The sequence below is a fragment of the Prevotella conceptionensis 9403948 genome, assembly GCF_000312305.1.
GTDB classification, from domain to species: Bacteria; Bacteroidota; Bacteroidia; order Bacteroidales; family Bacteroidaceae; genus Prevotella; species Prevotella conceptionensis.
Genome location: NZ_HE999496.1, coordinates 1 through 932, shown reverse-complemented (window position 1 = coordinate 932; position 932 = coordinate 1). Strand labels below are relative to the sequence as shown.

Sequence of the window (932 nt, the reverse complement as noted above, 5' to 3'; positions counted from 1 at the left end):
TTTCTTCCCAGCGTGATGGGCCTGATGGCTTGTTCCATGAGGTTGTTGTCTATGTTGAAACGCCCGTCCTGTACGTATCGGCTGATACGTATCCATACGGAGAAGGCATAGCGCAGGGCTTTCTCCATGGCTTCGTTGGGGAGGTACTGCTTGTGTACCTCCTTAAAATATGCTTCAAGCGACTTCAGTATGGGATAGGCTTTGGATTTCCGTTCAGCCAGAACTTGCTCATGGCCGGCGTTGCCGTGCCTCAGGTTTTCTTCCAGCTCGTAAAGTGCGGCGATGGTGTCGACTATGTGGGCGGCATTCTTGTCGTCTGCCGCTAAATGCTCGAACTTTCGCCGGACATGGGCCATGCATCCCAACAGTTCTATGCCCTGAACGTTTTCAAACCTGCCGTATGCCTCATACCCGTCGGATTGTATGGCGCCGTGGTAGCCCTTGAAGAGCTCGTCGGGCACGGCGCCCGACCGTGAACCTTCCTTCCAGTGGAAGAATACGCCCCGGGAATGCAGCGCATCCCTCACTCCCCAGAGGTAACCCTTGCGGGTCTTGCCCTTGCGGTCGGCAACCTGTACGCTGGTCTCATCAACTTGCAGGTAGGGGCTCTGCAAAATCAGCCCCACTTGAAGCTTATACAGCGGATGCAGTGCATCGGCGGCGCCGTGAACCCAACGGTTTATGGTTGAGGTGGGGATGTTGATGCCGTGCTCCTTCCATCTGGCGCTCTGCCTATACTCCGGCAGGTGATAGGCAAACTTTCCCGTGACAATCTCGGCCAGCAGGGAGGCGTCGGCAAAACAATCCACTGCCTGCCTCTGCAAGGGGGCTTCCAGTATGCCGACCTTTGCGTCAGTTGGCCTTGCATCCTTCTGACGGCAGACAACGCGGTCTTCAACCTTGACATAAAAGCAAGGGGGACGTAGGCACAA

General features: G+C 55.9%; 1 protein-coding gene. It reads right to left on the bottom strand.

Going from position 1 to position 932, the window contains the following annotated elements; all coding sequences use genetic code 11:
• On the bottom strand, positions 1-932 hold a 932-nt coding region (tnpC, locus tag BN93_RS15910; RefSeq protein WP_019189265.1), incomplete at both ends, for an IS66 family transposase.